Here is a 22,930-nt window from a genome sequence, read left to right as displayed (position 1 = left end):
TATTTGCTTTATTCGTAAACTCGTTTATAAAACCATGTATTATCATTGAGAGAAAATCCAAGACTAAAGCTTAAGTAATTTTCTCTGATCAATCCGTTATCAATTGTTCCCCTTGACCCAACCTTTACGGCAAAGTTCATGAGGGAAAGGTTATTAATCGGAACAGATCCTCCAAAATTAATGCCAAGATCCGTAATTTGGGTTTGGTTAACAATGTAGGGGGTCTGCTCGTATTGAAGCCCAATTCTGTAAGTTGACCTTTTAAATAGATTATCAACTGCGGAATAATCCGGTGTTATCTGCCCGCCAAATGCAACCCTATAACTATCTCCCAATTCTCCAAGGTTTCCTCCAAAGGACCTGTATTGGCTAAATTGCTGCATTTGTGCTTCTAGTCCAATTACAAATTTATTAATTTTTTCGTAAGAAACCCCATAACCTATCTTATTAGGAATGAAAACATTTCCGACTTCATTGTCTCTGATGATATCCCCTTCTGTATCGGGCCTGCTAGCTTGGCCAAATTCAGCTACCTTCGCAAATTCTTTTCCATTAATCGCTCCATAGGCCTGATAAATGGCGCCTAGATGAAGGTTGCTTTTTGTTCCGATTTTGAAATAATAATGAAGCCCTGTTTTGAAAGTGACATCACTGACGGTAAGCCTTTGATAAAATTCAGTAGAGGCTCCTATTGGATTGTTTTCTTCATTTAACAAGGTAAGTTGGTTCGTCCTGATCGTAGAACCAAACAGGTAAGAACCATGTATTCCAAGGCTTAGGTTTTTGGCGACTACAAAGCCTGTTGAAAGATAAGCTTCTGAGATACCCCCTTCACCATCTATTCTGTTCAACGAGGTAAGGTCTGAATTGGTAACCTGCCCATTGACCACAATGCTATAATTGACGCTTGTCACCTGGTTTACACCCAAACCTATGGATGATTTCCCGGAATTGATGGGAAGTGATACCCCAACATAGGAGAGGCCTCCACCATCTACCGTCTGATTATCATTGGATGAGGATACATCCAACCTTTCGTAGCTGAAGGCTGTTTGAAAATTGAAAATGGTATTTCGGGTCGATAAGGCTGGATTTATGTAATTGATCCCCCAACCGGTCCCAAAGCTAATACCCAAACCGCCCATTCCCTGATTATGGGTAAATCCTGCATTATTGAACTCTCCCAAACCCAAGGCACTGTATGTAGAGGCGCTTGATTGCGGATAAGCGTTGGTGTATATGAAAAAGGTGCACATTGCACCAAGTAATTTAAACCTATTGGTAATTGACATTGTAGCTTAATATTCTATCCAATCCATACAGGATCAAATTAGGGATTACAAATATGTGGTCTTTTGTTAAGCTTTCAAAAATTTTTGAATCACCTCCACAAATAATGACCTTCAAATCATGATATTGCTCTTGATATTTCTGGATAAACCCATTTATTTCATTGAGAATACCGAAATAAACCCCACTTCTCAGGCAGCTTACCGTGCTATTGCCCATAAAATCCGGGATTGTGCCACTTTCCAATTCAGCAAGAGGCAATCTGGCCGTTTGCTGATGCATTGACCTGAACCTCATCTGAAGTCCCGGCGAAATCGACCCTCCAAGATAGTTGTCTCCTTCATCCAGAAAGTCATAGGTAATACAGCTTCCAAGGTCCACTGCCAAAAGAGGTCCACTTTTGATTATTGACCTGCCTCCAATCACAGCAGCTTTTCTATCCACCCCAAGCGTATCAGGAGTGGCATATTTGTTCTTCATGGGCAAAACTGTGGTTTTGTCCAAAAACAGAAAAGAAAAGCCAAGGAGTTCTTCCAATTGTTCTTTGGTATATGTTACAGAACTGATAATGGCCTGTTGGAATTGAAGTGATTTGGTGGCTTCCAAAAAACTCCCAAAATCTTCATAATTCATTTCCAAAAGCACTTCCCCATCCTCAAAGAGCGCGGTCTTCAACCTGGTATTACCTATATCAATAACGAGATTTTTCAAATGTTGAAAAGAGGATGATTGTAAATGATGATGGTGAAATTACTCATTTTAACATAGCTCTGTTTTTGAATAAATTAAAATTAACTTTACAGACATACATTTAACAAAATTTAACCCATGAGCGGCTCTTCTATATACAAAGTGATCGGTTTAATGTCAGGTACTTCAGGCGATGGCTTAGACATTGCTTTCTGCGAATTTGAAAAAAAAGACAATTGGAGCTTTTCAATTATTGAATCTGATACCATACCATTTCCCAAGAAAATGGGAAAGAAACTCAAAAAGTCACACCTACTCAAAGGCCAAAAGCTGGCCTTACTGGATGTAGAGTTTGGAAACTGGATGGGAGATCAAGTCAAATATTTTTTGACCAAAAAATCACTTTCTGCACAGGCGGTTGCCTCTCATGGCCACACAGTATTTCACCAACCATCCAAAAAACTCAGTCTGCAAATCGGAAATGGCTGGGCACTTCACCAATCCTGTGGAATACCCGCCATCAATGATTTCAGAATGCTTGATGTACAGCTGGGCGGACAAGGTGCACCTTTGGTTCCTATAGGTGATCAATTATTATTTGGAGAACATGATTATTGTATCAATCTGGGCGGTATTGCAAACATCAGTATGAATTTTGACGGAAAAAGGATTGCTTTTGATATTTGTCCTTTCAACCTACTGCTCAATCATTTCGCTGAAACCTGTGGCAAGGCTTATGATAAAAATGGAAAACTTGCCAGAAAGGGCAAACTGCTGCCCAAAGTATTAAAAGATCTGAACAAACTCCCCTTTTATCAAAAAGTTGGGGCCAAATCTCTGGGCAGGGAAGATCTGGATGATTATCTAAAAATCCTTGAATGGAGCGGAGCGTATAAGCCTGAGAATATCCTACATACTTTGGTGGTCCATTATGTCGAGCAAATCAAAAAGGTACTTCAGCCCATTCCAGGGAAAAAACCTGCAATTCTGATCACCGGAGGGGGAGCTTACAATAATTTTTTTATGGAAATGTTTCAAAATGAGCTGGCCGAAGATTTTGAATTCATAGCAGCTGATAAGACCTTGATCAATTTTAAGGAAGCTTTATTGTTTGCATTTCTTGGGGTCTTAAAAATTCGAGGAGAGGTCAATTGTCTGGCATCTGTGACAGGGGCTTCCAGGGACAATTGCGGAGGAACGACTTACGGGCTGTAAAATACCAGTACCACAATAGTCGAGAATATTTCTATTTTTGCCACCTGATAAACCCAAATATTAAACATGAAAGAATTACTCAAAAAATTTGAGAACCAACAGCCGGAAATTGTTTTTGAATGGAGTGACAGTGAATCAGAGGCGGAAGGCTGGGTAGTCATCAACTCGCTCCGGGGAGGTGCAGCGGGAGGAGGAACAAGGATGCGTAAAGGTCTTGACAAACGGGAAGTGGAATCCCTTGCCAAAACGATGGAAGTAAAATTCACTGTCTCGGGACCGTCTATTGGTGGTGCAAAGTCAGGAATCAATTTTGATCCAAATGACCCCAGAAAAGACGAGGTGCTGAAACGCTGGTACAGGGCGGTAATGCCCTTGCTCAAAAACTATTATGGCACTGGTGGTGACCTCAATATAGATGAAATCCATGAAGTAATTCCAATCACAGAATCCTACGGACTATGGCATCCACAGGAAGGTGTGGTAAATGGTCATTTCCATGCTACTGAGCCTGAAAAAATCCGAAAAATCGGTCAGCTGCGTCAAGGTGTTTCCAAAGTTTTAGAGGATCCATTGTACACACCCAATGGTCCGAAAAAATATAAAGTTGCAGATATGATTACGGGCTTCGGGGTAGCAGAAGCAGTCAGACACTATTACAAGATTTGGGGAGGAAATATTCAGGGGAAAAGAGCTGTTATACAGGGCTGGGGAAATGTGGGTGCTGCAGCAGCCTGCTTTCTTGCAGTAGAGGGTGTCAAGATTGTCGGTATTATAGATAAAGAGGGGGGATTGATCAATCAGGAAGGCTTTACCCTGGATGAAATAAGGGAATTGTTTGTGAAGAGAAAAGGAAACAAACTGGTTGCAGATGAATTGATTCCTTTTGAGGAAGTCAATGACCGCATATGGGATTTAAAGAATGAGATTTTTATACCTGCTGCTGCCTCAAGATTGATAAATAAAATCCAGGCAGAAAGAATGGTCCACGCCGGATTGGAAGTAATCAGCTGTGGTGCCAATGTACCTTTTGCTGATCCCGAGATATTTTTTGGTCCCATTGGCATGTGGGTAGATGAAAAAATTTCACTCCTCCCGGACTTTATCGCCAATTGCGGAATGGCAAGGGTATTCGCCTACCTCATGTCAGACCAAGTTGTACTGACGGATGAGGCTATATTTACTGATGTCAGTGAAACAATTTCGAAAGCCTTAAAAACAACTTTTGAGAGAAATACCGAAAAAACAGGACTTGCCATGACTTCTTTGGAAATAGCCTTGGAGCAACTTGTATAATCATATTACCAATCATCAGCCAAGAGGGATTAAATTAAAATAATTCCTCTGGTGGGTGATTTTTTATGTAGCGCTTTTCATGCAAAAATAGTAGTTTAGCAAAAGTAAAATCATAATTTGTAGTTTGAATTGATTCGATAATCAGGTTTTCGGAAATCATAATAGTTAAAAAAAAGCCCTTAATTTTAATTGGATGAAGAATCTTATTCCTGTTTTTGTAGTGGTTTTTGGGATATTGTATTTTTCAGGTATCCCACAAGTATTTGCTCAAGCAGATCCCCAGATAGAAATAACCGATCAGGAGAGTGAAAGTGATCAGGTAGCAGGTCTGACAGAACATATCTATGATGATTCCGAAGAACACCATGAGATTGCACCGCTTTGGCTGGTCATCCCTTTTGTTGCCCTATTGCTGATGATTGCCACAGGTCCTTTGTTCTACGAACATTTCTGGCACCACAATTACCCCAAGATTGCTGTTGGACTTGCAATATTAGTCGTGTCCTATTATTTGTTTATACTCCACAACGTGCATGGCCCTGTTCATGCCATGGCGGAATATGTGCAATTTATTGCACTTTTGGCTTCTCTGTATATCGCTTCGGGAGGCATTTTGATAGAGGTTGACAAAAAAGCCACCCCAATGGCAAATGTCACGCTTTTGCTTATAGGCGCACTTATCTCCAATCTAATAGGTACTACAGGTGCTTCCATGCTACTTATCAGACCATTTATCAGGTTAAACAAAGGGAATATCCAACCATATCATATCATTTTCTTTATTTTTATGGTCAGCAACATCGGTGGCTCTTTGACACCTATTGGTGATCCCCCATTGTTTCTTGGATTCTTAAAAGGAGTCCCTTTCTTCTGGACTTTGGAATATAACTGGCCTGCTTGGATTTTAGCACTGCTTATTTTGTCTACTATATTTTATTTTATAGATAAAAAATTCGGTAAAGCCATCGAAGAAGATCTCATAAATACAACTTATACCAATAAATTTGAATTAATCGGATCAAGAAATTTTTTATGGCTTTTGGTTGTCATTGGTTCAGTGTTCTTAGATCCTAATGTAATTGATTGGGTTCCTGCAATACATTATGATGGGCAGAAATTTTCTTTCATCAGAGAAATCATCATGTTATCAGTGGCTTATTTGAGTTTCAAATTTGCAGACCAAAAAGCCATCAAAGGCAATGAGTTTAATTTCGAACCTATAAGGGAAGTGGCATTCATATTTATTGGGATTTTCGGAACCATGATGCCTGCACTTGAACTTGTCGGCAACTTTGCAAAGTCTCCTGAAGGTGCCGCTATCATTACCCACAATACCCTATATTGGGGTACCGGAATTCTTTCAGGGTTTTTGGACAACGCACCGACATACCTGAATTTCCTGGCTGCTGCTATGGCTTCTCAAGGTGCTGAAATCAGCAACATAGAAAACGTCAGAGATTTTGCTCTAAATAATTACGATGACTCTGCTTTCGAATTAATGGCTATCTCCATAGCAGCGGTTTTCTTTGGTGCAATGACGTATATCGGTAATGGGCCTAACTTCATGGTCAAATCCATCGCAGAGCAGAGCGGTATAAAAATGCCTTCATTCTTTGGTTATGTCATCAGGTTTTCAATACCCATATTGCTGCCTGTACTGATCATTACCTGGCTGGTGTTCTTTGCCTTTGTATAAGGAATATTGGTTTTAAGACCCAGTATTAACCATTGTTAAACACCTGATTCTTGACCACATAAAAAATCCCGGACAAAGATCATTGTCCGGGATTTGCATTTGGTTGCTTAGCGAACCAGAACCATCAATAATAATTGATGGCAGCAGTAATGATCATTTTATTGGGTTTGAGAAATACAACCTTCTGCATGGTCTCCACGACATAATTATCAAGTTTACCTGTCAGACTTTGATTGTAGATTACACCTCTTGTCTCAGAGCTATAAAAGAGATTTTCAGTTCTGGAAACAAATGAAATATCCTTTACCTCTTCCCCATCAAAATTGACTACAATTCTTTTAATTTTACCTTTCTCTCCCGGTTTAAGTTCGTGAATAATGGCCTTTTCACTTCTTCTCGTCTCATATGAACCAGCCAAACTGGAGCTGTTGATATCTGCCTCTATAAAGAACTCAAACTCTCTCAACCATCCATCTGAATCTAATGTCTTTTTGATTTTTTCTTTTTCTCCATTGACAGTTATTTCCTTGGACACACCTTTCCCGTCAAGTTGAAGAGCTTGTACTTCAAAATAATCTTTGAGGGGAAAATATACAGGTTCAGACAAACCGGGTTTGTTTTCACCTACGGAGCATCCAATGACTAAAAACCCAATAGAAATCAGCAACAAATAGTATTTCATAATTACAATAATTTTTTGAGTTGGCTTTAAATAACAAAGAATTCAATTCCTGAATGGATTGAATTCTTTGTCTGCAAATGTAATAGAAATTACAATAGTATATCTCCAGTCATTTCGGAAGGAATAGACACTCCCATCAGTGTAAGGATAGTCGGCGCAAGATCACCTAATTTCCCATCCTTGATTTCAAAATTATCATTTTTGTCCACCAAGATACATGGTACTAGGTTAGTGGTATGAGCGGTGTTGGGACTCCCATCTTCATTGATCATCATGTCACTGTTGCCATGGTCGGCAATCACAATGGTCGTGTAACCACTTTCCAAAGCTTGCTCGATCACTTGTCTTGCACATTCATCAACTGTTTCACATGCTTTGACAGCTGCTTCAAATACCCCCGTATGACCGACCATATCAGGATTTGCAAAATTAAGACAAACAAAATCAACTTCTTTTCTCCTTAGTTCTGTCTTTATTTTATCCGCTATTTCAAAAGCACTCATTTCGGGCTTGAGGTCATAAGTCGCCACTTTGGGAGATGGACATAAAATCCTGCTTTCCCCTTCAAATTCCTTTTCCCTTCCTCCGGAAAAAAAGAATGTCACATGTGGGTATTTTTCGGTTTCGGCTATCCTAATCTGCTTCCTTCCATTGCGGGCCAGTACTTCGCCTAATGTATTGTTCAGATTGTCTTTTTCAAAAAGAACCTTGATGCCTTTGAAGGTTTCGTCGTAATTGCTGAAGGTAATATAATTGAGATTAAGTTTTTTCATGTTGAAATCCTCAAAATCAGTCTGGGTCAACACCTGAGTGATTTCTCTTCCCCTATCTGTCCGGAAGTTAAAACAAACCACCACATCGCCACTTTCAATTTTTGCCAATGGTTTGCCTTCTTCATCTACTTGAATGATTGGCCTGATGAACTCATCCGTGACACCATTACTGTAGGATTTGACTATGGAAGCTATAATATCTTTGGATTTTTCTCCTTCTCCATGTACTAGTGCATCATAGGCCAATTTTACCCTTTCCCATCTTTTGTCCCTGTCCATGGCATAATACCTGCCAACGACAGAAGCAATCTTACCCACCGAATGCTGAAAGTATTCGTTCAGTTCGCTTAAGTAATGCAATCCGCTCTTTGGATCTGTATCTCTGCCATCTGTAAAAGCATGGACAAATACTTTGGGAAGCCCGTGGTATTTGGCCGCATCACATAGACCTTTCAGGTGGGCGAGATGGGCATGGACTCCACCATCGGAAACCAAGCCGATAAAATGAACTTTTTTACTTTCCCTTTTGGCATAAGCAAAGGCCTCTACCAAAACAGGGTGGTGGTTTAAGTTACCCTCAATTACGGCCTTATTTATCTTGACAAGGTCCTGATACACTACCCTACCTGCTCCTATGTTCATGTGGCCAACTTCTGAATTGCCCATTTGACCTTCAGGAAGCCCAACTGCAAGGCCCGATGCTTCCAATTTCGAATGGGGATATTTCTTGTATAAGCTATCCACGAAAGGCGTTTTGGCCTTGTCGATTGCGGATACTTCCGGATTGGTAGCGATGCCCCAACCATCCAATATCATTAAGATTACTTTTTTATTCATGTTCAAACAAAAATTTAAAAATCAATAAAATTCTAAATTGAACCGTAAAAATGATTATTCTTTGCTAAGGGGACAAAATTCCAGCTAGATTAATTTTTATTAATCAGGAAAATCTGAGTACGAATTACAGAAATTAGTGGACAACTACTTTTTTCAAAAAAAAAAGGATTTACAGTTTCATATTGGCTTAATTTTTGAAGTTATCGGGTTCATGAAAAAAATAATTGCCCTTCTTACTTTGAGTGTGCTACTTTTTATGCAGTCGAATGCAAGTGATTTCAGGCCGATTCTGTTCAATCTCACTGACGTTACTGTATATTTCAAAACAGGTTCCAGTAAAGATCTTGCAAAATATTTTGACCAAGCTATCAACCTGAATATCAACGGTCATCAAGGTGATTATTCCAAAAATCAAGCTGAGTTCATCCTAAAAGATTTCTTTATAAAATACCCCCCCACTGATTTTAAAATCCTTCATAAAGGCGGCAGCCCGGGGCCTACCATGTTTTTTGTAGGCTCTTACACTACCGATACCGATCAGTTTAGGATATTGATCAAAGGGGCAGATAAAGGTGACCTGATGAAAATTTACAGTTTGGAAATTATAAAAATGAGATTTTAAATCACACCCACACTTTATTTTTTAATTTTGAGGCGTGGAAAATATAGGTTATTTAAGTCCGGAAAAAATACATCAATTTATTCAAATGGCGCTGACTGAAGATGTCGGTTCTGGCGACCATTCTTCCTTGGGATCCATCCCAAAAGGAAAACAGGGACAGGCTCAGCTGATTATCAAAGAAGATGGCGTCATAGCGGGTCTGCAGTTGGCTGGAATGATTTTTAATCAATACGACCCAACATTGGCAGTAGAAATGCTTTTAAGGGATGGGGAGAAAGTTGCAGCAGGTCAAATAGGATTAAAGGTAAAGGGTGCTGCTGCTTCTATTTTGACAACTGAAAGACTGGTGCTCAATTGCATGCAGCGAATGAGTGGAATAGCCACCAAAACATCCCAACTTAATCAATTGATCGCTCACACAAAGGCAAAATTGATGGACACCCGGAAAACTACACCGAATTTTCGGTTGATGGAAAAATGGGCAGTTATTTTGGGCGGAGGGATCAACCACCGTTTTGCATTATACGACATGGTCATGCTCAAGGACAACCATATTGACTTTGCAGGCGGGATTCGAAATGCCATTACCTCAACCAAAAATTACCTAGCTTCCAACAACCTTGATTTGAAGATAGAGGTTGAAACCAGGAATCTCAATGAAGTCAAAGAAGTCCTTGCAACAGGAGGTATAGACTATATCATGCTGGACAATATGGATTATCCTACCATGAGAGAAGCTGTCAAATTAGTGGGCGGGAAATACCCACTAGAAGCTTCGGGCGGTATTACAGAATCAACTTTGAAAGATGTAGCTGAGTGTGGGGTGGATTATATTTCCGTAGGTGCGTTGACCCATCAGGTAAAAAGTATGGATATCAGTCTAAAAGCTTATTGATGGATTGTTTCTTCAGTGCTTTTTATGGATGTCACTATTCTGCCATAACAATTAAAATATCAAAAGGGACCTGAGGAAAAAAATTCCTCAGGTCCCTTTTGATATTTTATTTTAGTTTTTTGAAGCAAAATCAGGATAAGCCTGCATGCTGTGTTCGTTGATATCGAGACCTTCCAATTCCTCTCTTTCATCTACGCGTATACCAATCGTTCTTTTCATCGAGAAGAATATCAGCCAACTGGTCGCAAAACAAAATGCTCCTACCACGCCTATCCCAATCAATTGGGAAAGCACTTGCTGGAACCCTGCAAGATTCCCGAAAAGACCCACTGCCAAAGTTCCCCAAATACCTCCAATCAAGTGAACAGATATCGCACCTACAGGGTCATCGATTTTAATTCTGTCAAAAAACACAACTGCAAAAACCACCAATGTACCGCCTACAAACCCGATGATAGCAGCCTCACCAACGCCCATCTGGTCTGCCCCTGCCGTAATTCCCACCAATCCTGCAAGAATTCCATTGAGTACCATCGTGATGTCGTAAGTCTTAAATTTCAGATAAGACGCAATCAATGCCCCAAAAGCACCGGCAGCACCGGCAATTGCCGTAGTGACAAAAACCAAAGAAACAGTGCCGGGATCAGCAGTCAAAACCGAGCCACCATTGAATCCAAACCAGCCAAACCAAAGCAAAAATACCCCAATGGTAGCCATAGGAATATTGTGCCCAGGGATGGCCTTCATACCGGATTCGGTATATTTACCCAATCTTGGTCCCAATAGAAAAGCTCCAACAAGTGCACCCCATCCCCCAACTGAATGGACAATGGTAGATCCTGCAAAATCATAAAAAGGGATATCCATGGAATCAAGAAATCCCCCTCCCCACTTCCACATCCCGACGATAGGATAGCAAATTCCTACATATAGAATTGAGAAAAATATAAAAGGTCCCAATTTAACCCTTTCTGCCACCGCTCCAGAAACGATGGTCGCAGCTGTAGCTGCAAACATGGCCTGAAAAATAAAATCTGTGAAAAAGGTATATCCCTCATTATAGGCAAAGGTGTCCCAACCTTCAGGTAAAGTTATTCCAATACCAGCCAATCCGAAAAAACCACCTGCAAAATCATCCCCGGGATACATGAGGTTGAAACCGATAAAGGCGTAAGTCAAAAGTCCTATAGCAGGAATAATCGTATTTTTGAAAAGAATATTGACTGTGTTTTTGGCCCTCGTCAGTCCTGCTTCGAGACTGGCAAAGCCCAAGTGCATGATAAAGACCAAAATGGTGGCCACCATCATCCACAGGTTATTGATTGTAAACATTTCTTGATTCATAGGTTTGATAGGTTAGTGTATTGTAATAAAATTTTGATGTATGAAACCGAATTTTAGAGTTAGATTTTAGCATAATATTTTCTATTAGCTTGCCCCCCCTTTTCACATCCCCCTTCCCGCATCTCGCATCTGGCTTCTTATTTCTTGGCTCTTGTTTCTTGATTCTTGTTTCTATAATGCTTCCTCACCAGTATCACTGTTTCTGATTCTGTAGGCTTCCAAGGCTTCGTAGATAAATATCTTCCCATCACCGACTTCGCCTGTTTTACCCATTTTCAGGATACAGTCCACTACGGGTTCCACCAAATCCTCCACCGTCACTATTTCAAGTTTTGTTCTTGGAATATAGGAGGGTTCATATGCAACCCCTCTATAGGTCTGTTGCCTTGCGTGTTCCATACCCATGCCCTTGACCTCGTAGAAGGTGAGGAATTTCACGCCCAATGCCGCGACACAGGTATAGATCTCCTCAAATTTGGATGTTCTAATGATTGCTTCGATTTTTTTCATTTTTTTCAATTTAAATGGCGATTTGTTAGAAAAGCAGTGCTAATGTAAAAGAAAAAGTAATAAAAAAGTATTTCAAGATTATTTTTGAACCTGATTTTATAAAAATTTACATTATTTTTAATTAACAGGCATATTTTTAACCCTATTTTAAATACTTTCATGAAAATTTCTATAAAACCAAGTGATATAGAAACCTTATTCTAAAAATAGTGATCTTTATCAGAGGATTCTGAGTTTAGAAATAATAGTACTCTGGCTTTGTATCTTTCATGAAAGCAGTAATTTTGAAGATTAATTAAAAATAACTTTATGGAAATCAAACCAACACTTTTGGTCCTCGCAGCAGGAATGGGAAGTAGATATGGAGGAAATAAACAAATTGACGGCTTTGGCCCCAATGGAGAAACCATCTTAGAATATTCCATTTATGATGCCATCAGGGCAGGTTTTGGAAAGGTAGTGCTGATTGTAAGAGAAGAAATTCTTGAAATGACGAAAGAACTGCTATTGCCCAAGCTGGAAGGAAAGATTGAGGTTGACTTTGTACTTCAGGCGCTCAACAGTTTTGTGCCCAGCAAATTTCAACATCCCGATAGGGTGAAACCTTATGGCACCGCACATGCTGTATTATGCGCCAAGGACGCCATTGCAGAACCTTTTGCGGTTATCAATGCGGATGATTTTTATGGCAAAGAAGCTTTTGAAGTAATCAGTAAATTCCTGACCAATGGCGTACAGCCCAATCTACATGCCATGGTAGGCTATGCCATCCAAAATGTATTGTCAGATCACGGAACTGTCAGCCGAGGCGTCTGCAGCATGAACGATGCCAATCAACTGGTAGGCATGGTAGAAAGAACCGCCATCGCAAAGGACGGAGGAAAAATTCTTGCTAAAGGTGATGGAGAAGTGATCGAAATCAAAGAAGGAACTCCAGTTTCAATGAATTTTTGGGGATTTCATCAAGCCGTTTTTTCGGACATTGAGGAAATGTGGCATAAATTCCTACCCGCAAATCAGGAAAACCTCAAATCCGAATTCTATATCCCAACCGTTGCCAACAATTTGATTCAATCAGGAAAAGCTGCCTTCGAAATTTTAGAAGGCGGAAAAACCTGGTTCGGCGTCACCTATACAGAAGATAAACCTATAGTCATTGACTCCTTGAAAAGGATGCATGAAACTGGTGAGTATCCGGAGAATCTTTGGGGGGTTGCTCAGTCGCAGTAGGCAGATTTCAGTAGGCAGTCGCAGTGGGCAGTTTGCCTTAGCAAACATAACCAAACACATAACATTAAACCTAAACTGATCATTGATCTCTTACACAAACTGGAAACTGCCTACCGAAAACTGATCACTGAATTTTGGACAAGACCTCAAAGGCTTCATCTCCAGGCCTAGGGGCGTTGACGTCGATGATTTTATTGTCTTTCCCGATAATCAGGTAGCGGGGAATACCCCAAACCTTAAAGTATTGCATGATTTCTGCCTGAAATCCTTTTCCTGCAAAAAGATGAGTTCCCCTCATGGGATTTTTGCTGAGGTAATTTCGCCAAGGTTCTTCCTTTTCATCTATGGAGATGTACATCAGAACCACATCCTCCTTATCCCTCAACTTTGTTTCAAATTCCGGGGTTTTGGTCCTGAAGGTGTTGATGCATGGGCCGCACCAGCTCGCCCAAAGATCCAGGTAAATGATCTTATCTTTGAAATCTGCAAGACTCACCTGATTTCCTTCCAGATCAACAAATGAAAAATTCTCTACCTCTGCACCGGCCCTAAGCTTTTCTATCGAAATCAAACCAGCATCCAAATTCCCGATGTGCATGGATTGCGGATACGCCCTTTTAAAACCCTCTACCTGACTTTTGTTTTTGTCATAACCACCTGTTAGCATCATCATGTCGTTCTGTATCAAGGCGGCCATAAACATTTCCTTTTTTGGCTCTTCCAATTCTTCAACAAAAGCGGCTACCTGCTCATTGGGCATACCAAAAGGAATTCCCAACGCTCCATGAACACTCATCATCATGGATCTTGCAAGGTCATCTGATAGTTCCAGAATTGAAGTTTCAAGCCCTGTATCTCCAAAGAACTTTTCCAAAAACAACAGCTTTTCGGAGGTATCCAATTCCTGGCCCCTATCCAAATATAGATCTCCCAATTGGACAAGCATGGTATTGGTAAAAACCTTGGCCTGCTCTTTTTCAGAAATTTCCAAACCTGATGCATTTTCCTCTAAATATCCGTCTAGCTCTTTTTTGATCTGCTTTACAAAATTGATGTAATCCTCAGCCGGAGGAAGTTCATCTACATCATACAAAACTGCCGCAACTTTTCCATAGAGATCATTTTGGACATAATTTTCAAGCCCATTCATATAATCCAAATAGGCCTGTGTCGGCGCTTGTCCATGGACATTGGCACTTACAAATACTAATAAAATCAGGTAAAGAAACTTTTTCATCATCGAAGGTATATTCATGAAAGGTAGTGATATTGGATTCAACTTTACACTTAAGTTTTAAATGTAGGAATCAGTTATAGAATAATTATTATTTTTGAGGATATTCAATCGATTACCCTTTCCAAACCCCTTAAACCATGAAAAAGTTATTCTTTTCCACCACTCCATTTCTCCAGGATTTGGGATTAGCTATATTGAGGATTTCAACATCCCTGATGCTGGTCACACACGGTTGGGCAAAAATAGAAAATTTCAGTGAAAGACTGACCACTTTCAGCGATCCCATAGGCTTAGGTCCTGCTGCATCTTTACAATTGGTCATTTTCGCCGAATTCTTTTGTGCCATTTTACTCGCCTTGGGTTTTCTATCCAGATTAACCTTGATTCCTCTGATCATTAATATGGCAGTGATCTCCTTTGTGGTGCATGGGGATGACCCCTTTTCAAACCAAGAGAAAGGCTTACTGTTTTTGGTCATTTTTGTTTTCTTGATGTTTGCAGGACCTGGAAAATATTCTGTTGATGCTCAGATAATCAAAAACGGATCTTATTGATCCCAGTTTCCAATCTCACCATCTTTGACCAGGAAAAAACGACTTTCTGCCCCAATTCCAGCCAGAATTTCTTTTGACCGTTCGGGCCTTGCATCCGAAATGAACAACTGTCCGAATCTATGATCAGCCACAAGATTCATCAGCTTCCCGATCCTATTGTCGTCCAATTTGTCAAAAATATCATCCAACAGTAATATCGGTTTGGTCTTTTTGTGGGTCAAAAAAATCTGAAATTGAGCCAGCTTCAAGGCTATGACAAAGGATTTCTGTTGACCTTGGGATCCGAATTTTCTGATGGGATAGCCTTCGATTTCAAAAACAAAATCGTCTTTATGGATACCCATATTGGTCCTTTTCAGTAAAAAGTCCTTTTGCGCACTGGCTTTGAATTCTTTTTCAAACTCAGCACCTGAACAATGGGTTTCATAGGCCACCCCTATTTGCTCTTGATTGTCAGATATAATATTATAAAACTCCTTCAATATGGGATAGTATTCTTCGAGAAAGGATTTCCTCGCAGTTGCTATTTTTTTGGAAAGACTGATTATTTCCCGGTCATAGGGTTCAATAAAGGCACTGTCCCAGCGGCCTTTATCCGCAAACTGTTTGATGAGTGCATTTCTTTGTTTCAGAAAATGTTGATACCTGACCAACTGATCCAAATATTGCTTATCCATCTGACAGAGCATGTTGTCAAAAAACCTTCGTCTCTCCTCACTGCCGTCTTTGATCAGTCCGGTATCATCAGGGGCAATCATCACCACAGGCAGTAAGCCCACATGATCACTCATCTTCTCAATGGCTTTCCTGTTTTGTAAAAGCTGCTTTTTTTTCCCACTTTCAAAAATACAGCGCACTTCTATTTCCTTTCCTTCCAGGTCAAAATCTCCAAAAACCGTAAAAAAATCTTTGTTATGCAGGATATTGAGCATGTCCACCCCATTGATCGCGCTTTTGGTCAGACATAGATAATGTATGGCGTCCAAAAGATTGGTTTTACCACTGCCATTGATGCCTACAAAACAATTGATTTCGCTGGAGAACTGTACCTCGGCCTTCTGATAATTCTTAAACTGTTGCAGGCGGATATTTTTCAGGTACATGTTGCCTAATCTGTAAGGTTTTTGACTATTTTCGCAATCGGCCTTAAAATTCAGCCGTTTTGATTATATTTGAGGCCTAATTTAGCATATTTTATTATAATCGATATGGCAAAAAAGAGTACTGCTACCAAAGCAAAAGCAAAATATTCCAAAGAAACTTATGCGTATTGGTACGAAAGCATGCTGTTGATGAGGCGGTTTGAAGAAAAAGCAGGTCAACTATACGGACAGCAAAAAATAAGAGGTTTCTGCCACTTATATATCGGACAGGAAGCCTGTGCTTCAGGTGCAATCACTGCCTTGACAAAAGACGATAAGTGGATCACCGCTTACAGAGACCATGCCCATCCACTTGGCTTGGGAACTGACCCGGGTGCAGTGATGGCCGAACTTTTTGGCAAAGTCACAGGCACCACCAAAGGAAAAGGTGGTTCGATGCACATTTTTGACAAAGAAAGAAATTTCATGGGCGGTCATGGAATCGTTGGAGCGCAAGTTCCTATGGGCCTGGGAATCGGTTTCGCAGAAAAATATCAAGGAACAAAAAATCTTTGCATCTGCCATATGGGAGATGGAGCTGTAAGACAAGGAGCTGTTCATGAGGCCCTGAATCTTGCCATGCTATACAAAACCCCTGTGATTTTCGTGATAGAAAACAATGGTTATGCCATGGGAACATCTGTAGCAAGAACCTCCAATGTCACGGAGCTTTATACTATCGGTGAAGCTTATGACATGCCTTCATTCCCTGTGGATGGCATGAGTGTGGAAGCTGTGCATGAAGCAGTAGCAGAAGCAGCCGAAAGAGCGAGAAAAGGAGATGGTCCAACCCTCTTGGAATTCAGGACTTACAGGTACAAAGGACATTCCATGTCTGATCCACAGAAATACAGAACCCGAGAGGAAGTAGAGGAATACAAAGGACGTGACCCCATCGAGCAAGTAAAGAAAACCATCATGGACAATAAAATCCTCACAGAGGATGAAATTACCGCAATCGATAAAAAGGTCAAAAAGCAAGTTGAAGATGCCGTGAAGTTCGCCGAAGAATCCCCTTGGCCTGACGGACAGGACGCCTTTAAGGACGTCTACAAACAAGAGGATTATCCTTTTGTTATGGAGTAAAACTATTTTGACATCTCAATACATAAACCATCGTTGCGGAAGTGACGTTGGTTTTTTTTTGGTTGGATTAAAAAAAATGTAAAATTTAAGTTGTAAGAAAAATTACGCCAAACAAATGGGAAATAATTCTAGGAACTTGATGCCTACATATATGCCAACAAATCTTTCCGGATTTTAACAGAAAGCTATTATGATTGTTAACAGCGATAATTTAATTATCATATTTGATGAAGTCCTTAATTACTTTCTTCCAACAACTCATCTACAAACAGGTAAAAGGCAGAAGGGACATATAAAAGGTTAAGTGGCTTTGTAATACTATGCCCTTCATCAGAGGCTTCAATATACCACACAGTTTTGCCTTCATTTTTTAGGGCCTCCACCATTTGTCTGGATTCGTTGACATTGACCCTTGAGTCATTGGCTCCCTGATAAATAAATATGGGAATATTGATTTTTTCAAGATTGTTTAAAGGTGATATCTTTTCAAGAAATTCCCTGATTTCTGGAACTTGAATATCTCCATACTCAATTTTGTCTGCATCCTTTAATATTTCATTGCTGCTCTGGCTACTTGTGATAAAATTTGCCATCCCAAAAAAATCGACAGCGCCCAATATTCTGTCTGAATAATGAACCGCTGAGGCCAAAGCCATATATCCTCCATAGGATGCTCCAAATACAATTACCCGATTTTCATCAAGGTCCGGGTGTGCTTTAATCCAATCCAATAATGCGCCAATGTCTTTTACCGCGTCCTCACGTTTCAATCCATTGTCCAAGTCGGTAAAAGTACTTCCAAAACCTGTAGATCCCCGAACATTAGGCGCCAGAAAAGCAATTCCTTTTGTCAGTAAAGGATACCATTGCGGCATACGTTCTATCGTCATTTGGGCCATAGGGCCACCATGGATATCAATGATAACCGGGTATGGTTTTTCAAAATTTGCCGGTGGTTTGTGATAATAAGCAGTTATGTTTCTTTTTTTACCTGTTAATGAATCGATATCAAAAGTAGGGTAATGGATAATTTCAGGATTGGGTAAATCCTCATCCGAAGTAAAATCTGTCCATTGTATCAACTCTTTGGTTTCCAGGTCATAACTATAAATATTAGTTGAATTGTTGACAGTTGTCAATCCAAAGCCAATTATAGCATCTCTCTTTCTATTGAAAGTAACATTCTCAACATTTCCAAAAGGCAAATTAGGTATGGTTTCGAGTTTACCGTTTCTCAAGTCGTAAAAATAAACTTGTTTTTGTCCATCCTCATTTACTGTAAAACTCAGCCAATTGCCATCAGGCGAATTGAATACTGTAGAAATATCCCAATTGAAATCCGCTAATAGGAGACTATCCCTGCCTGTATTGAGGTCATATTGATGGAGTTTTTGAAAATCGGATAAATAGGTACTTGCGAAAAACAACTTCTCTCCTTCTTCACTCCACTCAAGCCTATCGAAATTGGCTTTTACGGTGGTATCTATGGCAAGAGGAATCAATTCGGCAGTCTCTAGGGTTAAAATATAGGGTTGTTTTTCGGTTGCTGAGATGTACTTTCGCACGGAAATTTGTTTTCCATCAGGAGACCAATCGTCTATTGTCCATAAACCTTCCATTTCCAAAATCAATTCTTCTTTTCCGGGTTCATTTGGATTCTGACGATATAAATCATAGTTTTTTGATCCGGGTTTATTTTTTTGATAGAGAATCCATTCACCGGAAGGGTGATACCTAGGTGCCACATTTTTATCTTCTCCGGGAGTAAGCAAGGTAGATTTACCAGTTTCCCTATTATATAGGTACAGTGCAAACTGCTCATCTCCGTCTTTATCCTTCGCATATACTAATTCCTTTTTATCAAGATTGGGATTTCCGATAAGTCTTGCGGTATTTTTAGGGATTTCTTCTACAGGAAGCAATTCCATTCCTGGACCATCGATACTATAAAGTACAGGATTGAAATTATCTAATTTATGAACAAGAATTCTATTTCCATCACCTGCTAATGACCAGCCTGCATACCGCATTAAATTTTCAGACTGATCGAGTGTCTTTACTGTTTTCAACCCATAGCTTAGTGGAATTCTTGGCACATTTTCAGTGGAAATTGCCGGGGACTTTGGGATTCCGGTAATTGCCAAGACAATTGCCACAAATAAGATCAAACCAAAAACAAACAGGCCAAGCCATTTCAATATTTTTTTCATGTCGTAATATTTTTTTTTGATGGATCACAACTCGTATTTCACTGAAAACCTGCATGGAATATCACTGCTAGATAATCGTTCCTCAGAGTCGCTTGTCTTCATCTTGGATTCATATAATTTTTTGTTTATAAAAGAATTTTTAAGATAAAGCATTTTCCAAAAAATGGCAATCCCTGAAATCAGGGATATTTAATCAGTTAGAGATTTTCTTCCCAAGCCTTGATGTTTTATCTCCTTACAAAAAGCTGAATCATCCCCCACTGGGTGTAATTTGCAATTACACCCTTCTATCCATTTGAGCTCTATTACCTGCTAGGTTCTATATTTAGTCAGATGCTCCACCACCGCTTTTTCCACTTCAGGATAATTGGTCTGCATCAGCCAATGACCTCCATCCAATGCCAGAAAAGTGTAATCTCCTTGCATATACTTATGGTTATATTCAACTGCTGTGGTACCATTAGCCAAATCATGTTTGCCCCAAATAAATAAAGTGGGTGTTGTAATCTCTCCAATGGCTTGCCTTTTTCCTCCTCTAAAATTTGCCCGGTAATAATTTAAGGCGGCCGTTAAGGTTTGTTTTCTTCCAAATACAGTGAGGTAGTTATTCAACTCTTCAGGGGAACTGTGTTTCCATAATTTTCTGAATTTTTCGAAATTATTCTTTCGTAATATGATTTCAGGAATAAAGGGCAGTAAAAACCAGCCTATGCAACGACTCTTCCTTTTTTGTTCCTGATCTGTTTTAATGGCTTTGCCAAGTGCCCAGGAATGCGGTACCGATAGCGCGGTCCAACTGATGATTCTTTCGGGCTGCTGATAGACAACATTCCAGCCTATCCCCGCCCCCCAATCGTGTCCAATCAGGTGAAATTATTTGCCTGTATGGCATCTGCCATATTCAGGATATCTTCGCTCAACTCTTTTACGGTATAGTTTTTTACTCCTTTTGGGCAGGCATGCTGACTGTAGCCACGCATATCCATTGCCAGACAATAAAATCCCATGGCGGAAAGTTTGTCCATTAAATTGATCCACATAAATGAAGTCTCAGGAAATCCATGAAGCAGAATGATCAACTCGTTTTTTTTCATCCCCCGAAACCCGGCAGTCAAATTCCAAATCCCCAACTTTAATCTGCTTGATTCTTTGCATTTTTCAATTTGCGGTTAATGTGTGCATGATTCCCCAGCCTGCTAAAATAAACATAAATAGGACCTCTGGAGATCCTTCGTACCTACCATTGACAGATTTTGAAATCGAGTGTTTAGAACTACAGATAGCATTAAATCTATAATAAAACTTTGCCTTGTCACCTCGACGTCAGGAGAGGTCTGCAGCCCGCCTTGATGTCATTTTCCTTTCTGTAAATGCTAATTTTCATAACTACCATTGACGTAAACCGGAGCTGCTGTAGGTAGGGAAAACCTGATGGCATTTTCTTCCTTAGAATTTCCTGTATTTTCCTCCCAAAAATTTATTTGCTTTTCTTTCGGAAAAACGGGCTTTTTTGCTGTTCCAATGAAGGGTTTTATTCGGAAATCTTCCCGCTATCACCCCGAGAAGAATGGTTTCGGTCAGTCGGGCGGAGTATTCAAAAGGCGCACTGCATTTCCCTTTTCCCAAACAGGCATCCACAAACTGATGGTAATGCTTTTTGCTTTCTCCTTCATAATCCTTGACCGGAGCACCGAGATTAAAAGGTGCCACATCAAATTTCTGGTATTTCCCATCGACAATCAATCGGGGAAGTTCCATAAAGTGCGGCAAAAGTAACCTACCTTTTTCACCCATAAACATGGCCCCTTGCTCAGGTAGTGTATCCCCATTGGGAAGTTGCAGGTCTTCATGGGCCGCAGGGGCTCCGGAACCATCGTACCATACCCACTTGAGTGACTCAGCGGTATACGGGGTGGCAGGAAATTCATAAGTCACTATGTTGTTTTCAGGGAATCCAAATCCGGTAGGTTTTCTGCAGTCATTGTGGATGGTACGGGGGACATCCAACTGCAGGGCATTGTAGGGTGTATCGAAAATGTGCACGCCCATATCCCCAAGGGTACCGCAACCGAAATCCATGATTTTTCTCCAGTTTCCAGGATGGTAGAGCCCTTCCTTATAAGATCGCTTGGGGGCTGTGCCAAGCCAGAGATTCCAGTCCAAGTGATCCGGAACAGGATCAGCTCCCACAGGTTCCGGGCCATCAAATCCCCAGTTTTTGGGAGACCAGGCCCGTACGGTATGCACTTTGCCGATGGTCCCGGATTGGATAAGGAGGGTGGCCAGTTCGTAATCGTAGAAAGAGTGGACCTGAATGCCCATCTGCGTGACCAAATTCTTTTCTTCAGCCATTTTCTTCATGGCCCTTGCTTCCGTCACATGGTGGGTAAGCGGTTTTTGACAATAGACTGGCTTGTTCATTTCCATGGCCATCAATGATGCCGGCGCATGACTATGATCGGGGGTCGAAACGACCACGGCGTCAAACTCATTCTCCAATTCCTTGAGCATCTGACGGTAGTCAGCATAGGTCTTGGCCTTGGGATAAAGGGCTTTGGTCTGTGTCAGCATGTTGCTGTCTACATCGCATAGTCCCACTACTTCCACCTCAGGATGAGAAGCGATGGCTTCCAAGTCCGCCCTTCCCATTCCGCCCAAGCCTATATGGACTGTTCTCAATCTGCCAGCGGCTTTGGCTTGTGCCAAGATGGATGGGGCCAAAGCCAAACCTGCGGCTCCTAAAGCAGACTTTTTCAAAAAGTCCCTTCGGTCTATCACTTGAAAATTTTTCTTCATCGGGTTATTATTATTTGTTTGTCAAGGGTAATTCTTTGATTCGGATATTGCGGAACCGGAGGACATCTCCATGTCCCAAAAAGCCAATATGGCCACTGCTGCGCTGAAGTCCTGGATGGTCCTTTTGGTCCATTGTTCCGTTTTTGCTTGCTTCCAGGTAATCACCTTCCAGAATGACCGTTCCGTTGAGAATCACCTTTATTCTGGGATGCTCGACGATGACCTCCTGCTGATTCCATTCCCCGGGAGCTTTCAAATAGCCGCGCTTGGCAGGCATGACGCCATATACTGAACCGTGGAATTGATAATCCTCAAGATTGGCATATTTCTCCGCTTCATTGTCCAAAATCTGGAGCTCTTTGCCTACATAAGCGGCATCCCCTTCCAAAGGCGCATGGATGCCAAGACCATTGTTGGCACCTGGCGTCAAGAGAAACTCAAATCGGAATATGAAATTGCCATATTCTTTTTCGGTGAAAAGATTCCCACCTCCACCACCTTTGGGGTCGACGATTATCATCCCGTTTTCAGCACGATATGCTGATTTATTCCCTACCCATCCATCAAGATTCTGCCCGTTGAAAAGCGGGGTAAACTCAGTGTCAGGGATTTCTTGGGCGTTGGTGGTACCAAAGCCAAAGCATATCAATGCAGCGAGGCAAAACAATGTTTTGTTTATCATGGGGAGATTTTTTAATCATTTAATTAAATTGAAAATAATACAAATAAAAATAACTTGTTGAAAAATTTTAAAAAAGGTCATTCAGTCATAAATAAATGCCCCGCTAATTAAGAATTAAACACGCCTACCTGCCACCGCTGAGTGAA

At 40.6% G+C, this 22,930-nt stretch carries 21 protein-coding genes; 8 read left to right on the top strand and 13 right to left on the bottom strand.

Annotated elements, in window-relative coordinates; translation table 11 throughout:
* Positions 1 to 8: 8 nt before the first annotated feature.
* Positions 9 to 1,292: a hypothetical protein gene (locus HMJ38_RS07205; RefSeq protein ID WP_194973701.1), complete on the bottom strand. Its 1,284-nt coding sequence runs from the start codon at positions 1,290 to 1,292 to the stop codon at positions 9 to 11.
* The gene (locus tag HMJ38_RS07200; protein ID WP_194973700.1) at positions 1,276 to 2,001 is read right to left on the bottom strand and encodes a type III pantothenate kinase; all 726 of its coding nucleotides are present in this window, start codon (positions 1,999 to 2,001) and stop codon (positions 1,276 to 1,278) included. Before HMJ38_RS07200 ends, HMJ38_RS07205 begins: the two co-directional genes overlap by 17 nt.
* 117 nt (positions 2,002 to 2,118) lie before the next feature.
* Between HMJ38_RS07200 and HMJ38_RS07195 the strand changes: the two genes are divergently transcribed.
* From HMJ38_RS07195 to HMJ38_RS07185, 3 genes are all read left to right on the top strand, one after another.
* A complete protein-coding gene (locus tag HMJ38_RS07195; RefSeq protein WP_194973699.1) occupies positions 2,119 to 3,195 on the top strand; it encodes an anhydro-N-acetylmuramic acid kinase in 1,077 nt (358 codons plus the stop codon).
* A 66-nt stretch (positions 3,196 to 3,261) separates the two neighbouring features.
* Positions 3,262 to 4,488, top strand: a complete 1,227-nt coding sequence (locus tag HMJ38_RS07190; protein WP_194973698.1) for a Glu/Leu/Phe/Val dehydrogenase dimerization domain-containing protein — start codon at positions 3,262 to 3,264, stop codon at positions 4,486 to 4,488.
* Between the two features lie 193 nt (positions 4,489 to 4,681).
* Complete coding sequence (locus HMJ38_RS07185) at positions 4,682 to 6,184, top strand: sodium:proton antiporter (RefSeq protein WP_194973697.1); 1,503 nt, start codon at positions 4,682 to 4,684, stop codon at positions 6,182 to 6,184.
* A gap of 124 nt (positions 6,185 to 6,308) precedes the next feature.
* On the opposite strand, the gene HMJ38_RS07180 is transcribed toward HMJ38_RS07185, so the two are convergent.
* Together HMJ38_RS07180 and gpmI are read right to left on the bottom strand one after the other, a co-directional pair.
* Positions 6,309 to 6,866, bottom strand: coding sequence for a hypothetical protein (locus tag HMJ38_RS07180; protein ID WP_194973696.1), 558 nt, complete (start codon positions 6,864 to 6,866; stop codon positions 6,309 to 6,311).
* Between the two features lie 89 nt (positions 6,867 to 6,955).
* Positions 6,956 to 8,476: a 2,3-bisphosphoglycerate-independent phosphoglycerate mutase gene (gene gpmI / locus HMJ38_RS07175; protein ID WP_194973695.1), complete on the bottom strand. Its 1,521-nt coding sequence runs from the start codon at positions 8,474 to 8,476 to the stop codon at positions 6,956 to 6,958.
* A 211-nt stretch (positions 8,477 to 8,687) separates the two neighbouring features.
* Here gpmI and HMJ38_RS07170 point away from each other — a divergent pair, with 211 nt between their 5' ends.
* Together HMJ38_RS07170 and nadC are read left to right on the top strand one after the other, a co-directional pair.
* Entirely contained in the window at positions 8,688 to 9,098 is a 411-nt protein-coding gene (locus HMJ38_RS07170) for a DUF4783 domain-containing protein (protein ID WP_194973694.1), read from the top strand.
* A gap of 34 nt (positions 9,099 to 9,132) precedes the next feature.
* The gene (nadC, locus tag HMJ38_RS07165) at positions 9,133 to 9,993 is read left to right on the top strand and encodes a carboxylating nicotinate-nucleotide diphosphorylase (protein ID WP_317174499.1); all 861 of its coding nucleotides are present in this window, start codon (positions 9,133 to 9,135) and stop codon (positions 9,991 to 9,993) included.
* A 111-nt stretch (positions 9,994 to 10,104) separates the two neighbouring features.
* Here the strand turns inward: nadC and HMJ38_RS07160 are convergent, their stop codons facing one another.
* Together HMJ38_RS07160 and HMJ38_RS07155 are read right to left on the bottom strand one after the other, a co-directional pair.
* Positions 10,105 to 11,337 (bottom strand): ammonium transporter, encoded by a 1,233-nt coding sequence (locus HMJ38_RS07160; protein ID WP_194973692.1) that lies wholly within the window; start codon positions 11,335 to 11,337, stop codon positions 10,105 to 10,107.
* Positions 11,338 to 11,508: 171 nt separating this feature from the next.
* Positions 11,509 to 11,847: a P-II family nitrogen regulator gene (locus tag HMJ38_RS07155; protein ID WP_194973691.1), complete on the bottom strand. Its 339-nt coding sequence runs from the start codon at positions 11,845 to 11,847 to the stop codon at positions 11,509 to 11,511.
* Between the two features lie 309 nt (positions 11,848 to 12,156).
* On the opposite strand from HMJ38_RS07155, the gene HMJ38_RS07150 reads away from it, so the two are divergent.
* Positions 12,157 to 13,077, top strand: coding sequence for a nucleotidyltransferase family protein (locus HMJ38_RS07150; protein WP_194973690.1), 921 nt, complete (start codon positions 12,157 to 12,159; stop codon positions 13,075 to 13,077).
* 124 nt (positions 13,078 to 13,201) lie between these two features.
* On the opposite strand, the gene HMJ38_RS07145 is transcribed toward HMJ38_RS07150, so the two are convergent.
* Complete coding sequence (locus tag HMJ38_RS07145) at positions 13,202 to 14,317, bottom strand: TlpA family protein disulfide reductase (RefSeq protein ID WP_228779928.1); 1,116 nt, start codon at positions 14,315 to 14,317, stop codon at positions 13,202 to 13,204.
* Positions 14,318 to 14,451: 134 nt separating this feature from the next.
* Between HMJ38_RS07145 and HMJ38_RS07140 the strand changes: the two genes are divergently transcribed.
* Positions 14,452 to 14,868, top strand: a complete 417-nt coding sequence (locus HMJ38_RS07140; RefSeq protein ID WP_194973689.1) for a DoxX family protein — start codon at positions 14,452 to 14,454, stop codon at positions 14,866 to 14,868.
* Here the strand turns inward: HMJ38_RS07140 and recF are convergent.
* Entirely contained in the window at positions 14,862 to 15,971 is a 1,110-nt protein-coding gene (gene recF, locus HMJ38_RS07135) for a DNA replication/repair protein RecF (protein WP_194973688.1), read from the bottom strand. The genes HMJ38_RS07140 and recF overlap by 7 nt on opposite strands.
* A 105-nt stretch (positions 15,972 to 16,076) precedes the next feature.
* On the opposite strand from recF, the gene pdhA reads away from it, so the two are divergent.
* Complete coding sequence (gene pdhA / locus HMJ38_RS07130; protein WP_194973687.1) at positions 16,077 to 17,096, top strand: pyruvate dehydrogenase (acetyl-transferring) E1 component subunit alpha; 1,020 nt, start codon at positions 16,077 to 16,079, stop codon at positions 17,094 to 17,096.
* Positions 17,097 to 17,332: 236 nt separating this feature from the next.
* On the opposite strand, the gene HMJ38_RS07125 is transcribed toward pdhA, so the two are convergent.
* The 5 genes from HMJ38_RS07125 to HMJ38_RS07105 all read right to left on the bottom strand — a co-directional run bounded on the left by HMJ38_RS07125 (position 17,333) and on the right by HMJ38_RS07105 (position 22,784).
* Positions 17,333 to 19,306, bottom strand: coding sequence for a S9 family peptidase (locus HMJ38_RS07125; RefSeq protein WP_194973686.1), 1,974 nt, complete (start codon positions 19,304 to 19,306; stop codon positions 17,333 to 17,335).
* 312 nt (positions 19,307 to 19,618) lie between these two features.
* Positions 19,619 to 20,146 (bottom strand): alpha/beta fold hydrolase, encoded by a 528-nt coding sequence (locus tag HMJ38_RS25770; RefSeq protein ID WP_394355059.1) that lies wholly within the window; start codon positions 20,144 to 20,146, stop codon positions 19,619 to 19,621.
* Between the two features lie 23 nt (positions 20,147 to 20,169).
* Entirely contained in the window at positions 20,170 to 20,400 is a 231-nt protein-coding gene (locus tag HMJ38_RS07115; RefSeq protein ID WP_194973684.1) for an alpha/beta fold hydrolase, read from the bottom strand.
* A gap of 352 nt (positions 20,401 to 20,752) precedes the next feature.
* On the bottom strand, positions 20,753 to 22,102 hold the full coding sequence (locus HMJ38_RS07110; protein WP_194973683.1) for a Gfo/Idh/MocA family protein: 1,350 nt from the start codon (positions 22,100 to 22,102) through the stop codon (positions 20,753 to 20,755).
* Between the two features lie 10 nt (positions 22,103 to 22,112).
* On the bottom strand, positions 22,113 to 22,784 hold the full coding sequence (locus HMJ38_RS07105) for a 3-keto-disaccharide hydrolase (protein ID WP_194973682.1): 672 nt from the start codon (positions 22,782 to 22,784) through the stop codon (positions 22,113 to 22,115).
* Between the last annotated feature and the right edge of the window lie 146 nt (positions 22,785 to 22,930).

The sequence above is a fragment of the Aquiflexum lacus genome (assembly GCF_015476655.1).
GTDB classification, from domain to species: domain Bacteria; phylum Bacteroidota; class Bacteroidia; order Cytophagales; family Cyclobacteriaceae; genus Aquiflexum; species Aquiflexum lacus.
The sequence above is the reverse complement of the archived record's forward strand: the minus strand, read 5'-3'. Positions and strand labels throughout refer to the sequence as shown.

What these genes read in the sequence shown, in the direction of transcription:
- HMJ38_RS07205 (WP_194973701.1), bottom strand. Translation starts at nt 1,292, where the DNA reads ATGTCAATTACCAATAGGTTTAAATTACTTGGTGCAATGTGCACCTTT.
- HMJ38_RS07195 (WP_194973699.1), top strand. Translation starts at nt 2,119, where the DNA reads ATGAGCGGCTCTTCTATATACAAAGTGATCGGTTTAATGTCAGGTACT.
- HMJ38_RS07190 (WP_194973698.1), top strand. Translation starts at nt 3,262, where the DNA reads ATGAAAGAATTACTCAAAAAATTTGAGAACCAACAGCCGGAAATTGTT.
- HMJ38_RS07185 (WP_194973697.1), top strand. Translation starts at nt 4,682, where the DNA reads ATGAAGAATCTTATTCCTGTTTTTGTAGTGGTTTTTGGGATATTGTAT.
- HMJ38_RS07180 (WP_194973696.1), bottom strand. Translation starts at nt 6,866, where the DNA reads ATGAAATACTATTTGTTGCTGATTTCTATTGGGTTTTTAGTCATTGGA.
- gpmI (WP_194973695.1), bottom strand. Translation starts at nt 8,476, where the DNA reads ATGAATAAAAAAGTAATCTTAATGATATTGGATGGTTGGGGCATCGCT.
- HMJ38_RS07170 (WP_194973694.1), top strand. Translation starts at nt 8,688, where the DNA reads ATGAAAAAAATAATTGCCCTTCTTACTTTGAGTGTGCTACTTTTTATG.
- HMJ38_RS07160 (WP_194973692.1), bottom strand. Translation starts at nt 11,337, where the DNA reads ATGAATCAAGAAATGTTTACAATCAATAACCTGTGGATGATGGTGGCC.
- HMJ38_RS07155 (WP_194973691.1), bottom strand. Translation starts at nt 11,847, where the DNA reads ATGAAAAAAATCGAAGCAATCATTAGAACATCCAAATTTGAGGAGATC.
- HMJ38_RS07150 (WP_194973690.1), top strand. Translation starts at nt 12,157, where the DNA reads ATGGAAATCAAACCAACACTTTTGGTCCTCGCAGCAGGAATGGGAAGT.
- HMJ38_RS07145 (WP_228779928.1), bottom strand. Translation starts at nt 14,317, where the DNA reads ATGATGAAAAAGTTTCTTTACCTGATTTTATTAGTATTTGTAAGTGCC.
- HMJ38_RS07140 (WP_194973689.1), top strand. Translation starts at nt 14,452, where the DNA reads ATGAAAAAGTTATTCTTTTCCACCACTCCATTTCTCCAGGATTTGGGA.
- recF (WP_194973688.1), bottom strand. Translation starts at nt 15,971, where the DNA reads ATGTACCTGAAAAATATCCGCCTGCAACAGTTTAAGAATTATCAGAAG.
- pdhA (WP_194973687.1), top strand. Translation starts at nt 16,077, where the DNA reads ATGGCAAAAAAGAGTACTGCTACCAAAGCAAAAGCAAAATATTCCAAA.
- HMJ38_RS07125 (WP_194973686.1), bottom strand. Translation starts at nt 19,306, where the DNA reads ATGAAAAAAATATTGAAATGGCTTGGCCTGTTTGTTTTTGGTTTGATC.
- HMJ38_RS07115 (WP_194973684.1), bottom strand. Translation starts at nt 20,400, where the DNA reads ATGAAAAAAAACGAGTTGATCATTCTGCTTCATGGATTTCCTGAGACT.
- HMJ38_RS07110 (WP_194973683.1), bottom strand. Translation starts at nt 22,102, where the DNA reads ATGAAGAAAAATTTTCAAGTGATAGACCGAAGGGACTTTTTGAAAAAG.
- HMJ38_RS07105 (WP_194973682.1), bottom strand. Translation starts at nt 22,784, where the DNA reads ATGATAAACAAAACATTGTTTTGCCTCGCTGCATTGATATGCTTTGGC.